We start from the raw sequence: 3158 nt of genomic DNA, 5'->3' as shown, positions 1-3158 counted from the left end.
CGGACGCGGTCCTGGGCGACAAGGCGTACTCATCACGGGCGATCCGCACCCATCTGCGCACTCGTGGCATCAAGACCGTGATCCCCGAGCCGGCGTGTAAGCGGCAACTCTAAAGTGACCGGAGACGGCAAGTTGAGCTGACCGGTAGCGGCAATGGTTTTGACCGGTGGCGGCAAGAAATTGAACGGCCGAGACTGTGGACATTCTGTGGTTGATCGGCCGGACTTGCTGGGGACTTCCCTGTCCATGCCCTCGTGTTGTAACGAGGCCAGCCCCTTCCTTCCGGGGTGAAATAGCGATGCCAATCGTTGTTTTCACCCTGTTGGGAAGGAAGGGGCCAGTTGTGAAATCTCCGGGAGAATTCATGGAAATTTTAGCGGCTTATGATTTGACCCGCTCGTATCGCGACACCGCCGAGATGTGTGGTGTTTCGCATAATACGGTGAAGGCGTACGTGCAGGCCCGCGAAGCGGGCGGAGAGGAACCGGCCGTTGTGAGGCGCGGTCGTAAGACCGATCTGTATCTGGAGCAGATGCGGTCCTGGGTGGAGGCCTCCCGCGGCAAGATCCGCGGGGACGTGGTCCACGAGAAACTGCTCGCGCTGGGCTATGACGGCTCGATCCGCACCACCCGGTACGTGCTGGCTGATTTGAAGCAGGCCTACCGGCAGGAGAATGCGCGGGTGCACCGGCCCTGGACTCCGGGTCCTGGTCTTTGGTTGCAGTTCGACTACGGCGACGGGCCGGTCGTCGACGGGGCGAAGACGGTATTGTTTTGCGCCTGGCTGGCGTTCTGCCGGTTCCGGATCGTGATTCCGTTGTTGGATAAAACGATGCCGAACGTGTTCGCCGCCCTGGACCGGTGCTTCCGGCTCATAGGCGGGGTCCCGACCTATGTGCTCACCGACAACGAGAAGACCGTCACCATCGAGGCCCGCTTGCTTGAGACCGTTGTGCTGATCATTAAAAGTGGCGAGGAAATGGTGATCCACGTTATGCCCGCCAGAAGACAATACTGGGACCTGCTGCCCTAATCGCACTCTCGTTCTTGCCGCGAAGCGGGGCTCACATGCCGCTGAGGGATCCACCGCCGGACGCAGGAAGCTATCATTCTTTAGTTGAGCCGTAGGGGTAAGGGAGCCGTGGCCATGCAACATGACGAACCAACTGTCAGACCTGATGGCGCGCTTATGCGCGCTGTGACGGGATCATTCTTCCGGGCTGTCGATCCCGCCTACCGTGATGTTGCTCTTGGGGGGTCCCGTTCGGCCGGCCGGTATTCGCCGCCGGACGTGCCGACGCTGTATCTCAGTTCGTCGCGTGCTGGTGTCGCTGCTGCAATGATCGCTCACACAGCCGATCGCACTACCGATCTTGAGGTGATGCAGTTCGATGTGGAGGCAGATCGAATTGTTGATCTTCGTGATCATGAGGCATTGAAATCGGTGGGGATCGATCCATTGGACGCTACAGCGGATTGGCAGGACGTGTTTGCAGCGGGTCGTTCGCCTTCCTCATGGAGAGTTCGCGAAACGCTGGAGCGTTTAGGTGCTCACGGACTGATCGACCCCTCACGCAAGCAGCCTCAGCTATGGCACCTGACCCTCTTTGAATGGAACAATGACGGCGCTCCTATGGTCCGAGAAGTACCGCCCGATTGACGATCCCCAACTGAAACAGCCTATGGCGCGTCCTTGTGTGCAGACGGCTTCGGACAATTGCAGCATTGTGCAGCCGGGTTCTGAAAAAGTGCAGGGTTGTGAACGGGACTTCTGAAATCTGACCGTCAAGAGTCGGCTGCACAAGGCCCGGATTTATGCGGTTGGCCGTGCAGTCGACTTCTGAAAGTGACACTGGACGTTGATCGAGGTCGGCGTGGTCGCCGGACGCGCCCTGACGTCCTTCCCGAGCATCCGCACCAACCTGCGCAACGCTGGCGCAGAGGTCCTCGACCAGGAGCTGGTGGTCGAGGGCAACCTGACCACCAGCCGCTCACCCGATGACCTGCCCGCGTTCTGCGATACCATCGTGTACGAGTTCGCGTACAGCACGACCGAAGAAAGGTGACATCATGACCGTGACCAAGGGCTTATTGGTCCGCTTCGACGCCCTCCCCGGCAAGGAGGACGAGGTGAAGGAGTTCCTCGACGCAGGCCTCACGCTGGTGAACCAGGAGCCGGCAACCATCGCGTGGTTCGGGATCCGGCTCGGGCCTTCCTCGTTCGGGATCTTCGACGTGTTTCCCGACGAGGCCGGCCGCGAGACGCACTTGTCGGGTCCGGTCGCGGCGGCCCTCGGCGAGCAGACCGGCACGTTGTTCTCCGAACCCACGATCGACAAGCTCGACGTACAGGCCTCCAAGCTCCCCACCTGAATCACGACACCCGGTTGCGGGGCCTAGGAGCAGAAGGGCCGCTGCACGAATGCGCCGACGTCCGGCTCACGCAGCCCGAGCGGCGACGCCGCAGCGGCCCTTCACTACACCAGTTGCAGATGCTTGTATCGGAGGAACTGACATCACCAACGAAAATTTGGTGGACGGCCGCGAGCAACGGGTCGGTCACTCCCTCATCGGGGACGCCATCGAGGGTGCCGAGGGCATGTACGACTACGACGACTGGGACCTGACCTGTCACAACAGAGACAACGAGAACGTCCACCGCAAGGCCACCGTACTCAGACCAGCTGCTCGCGTGGCACCCGGTGATGGGCCGAGCCGGATGCCGCACGCGATGGTGGCCAGGGTCCTCCTTACCAGCCGAGACCCGGTGTCTAGGATCCCCACGCGCAATCACGACTCACACCCGAAAGCAATCGACGCTACGCCGCAGCTTTGACCGAGTCGAGAAGGGTCTGTGGGCAAGACTTCCATGGGTCACTGGCCGAGATGCGCTGACGCCCTGTCCGCGCGCCTTGCGATTGGAGGATCGGCTGCCGGAACTGCGCAGTGTTCAGGACGATTCCAAGGCGCTGCCGAGTCAGAGAGATCTGATGCTTCCATGTTTTGGTGTTATGGGCGTACTTGACCGAGGGTGTTTCGCGGGTGCTTAGCTGAGTCTTGTCGCCCGTTACCTTTTTAGTAGCCCCGAGTTAAGGAAGAGTTGGGGTTGCTGGCCTGTCGGTCTCGGCATGACTCTGTCCCCCCAGTCGTAAGCATGA

General features: G+C 60.8%; 3 protein-coding genes and 2 pseudogenes. All 5 read left to right on the top strand.

The annotated features are described in order from the left end of the window. Positions 1 to 95 (top strand): annotated as a pseudogene (locus H535_RS29735) (IS5/IS1182 family transposase); the annotation flags it as partial. Positions 96 to 343: 248 nt separating this feature from the next. After that, positions 344 to 928, top strand: a pseudogene (locus tag H535_RS30300) (transposase); the annotation flags it as partial. 219 nt (positions 929 to 1147) lie between these two features. Further along, positions 1148 to 1660, top strand: a complete 513-nt coding sequence (locus tag H535_RS28760) for an RES family NAD+ phosphorylase (RefSeq protein WP_245580413.1) — start codon at positions 1148 to 1150, stop codon at positions 1658 to 1660. Positions 1661 to 1859: 199 nt separating this feature from the next. Next, entirely contained in the window at positions 1860 to 2066 is a 207-nt protein-coding gene (locus tag H535_RS0121575; protein ID WP_026821177.1) for a DJ-1/PfpI family protein, read from the top strand. Positions 2067 to 2070: 4 nt separating this feature from the next. Next, positions 2071 to 2373, top strand: a complete 303-nt coding sequence (locus H535_RS0121570) for a putative quinol monooxygenase (protein WP_026821176.1) — start codon at positions 2071 to 2073, stop codon at positions 2371 to 2373. The last annotated feature ends 785 nt before the right edge of the window (positions 2374 to 3158 follow it).

Origin of the sequence: Arthrobacter castelli DSM 16402 (genome assembly GCF_000430705.1) — a bacterium.
In the GTDB taxonomy this organism is placed as follows: domain Bacteria; phylum Actinomycetota; class Actinomycetes; order Actinomycetales; family Micrococcaceae; genus Arthrobacter_C; species Arthrobacter_C castelli.
Note: the sequence above shows the minus strand (reverse complement) of the source record. Positions and strands in the feature narration are given on the sequence as shown.

Coding starts and splice junctions, on each gene's coding strand:
- H535_RS28760 (WP_245580413.1), top strand. CDS start 1,148: ATGCAACATGACGAACCAACTGTCAGACCTGATGGCGCGCTTATGCGC.
- H535_RS0121570 (WP_026821176.1), top strand. CDS start 2,071: ATGACCGTGACCAAGGGCTTATTGGTCCGCTTCGACGCCCTCCCCGGC.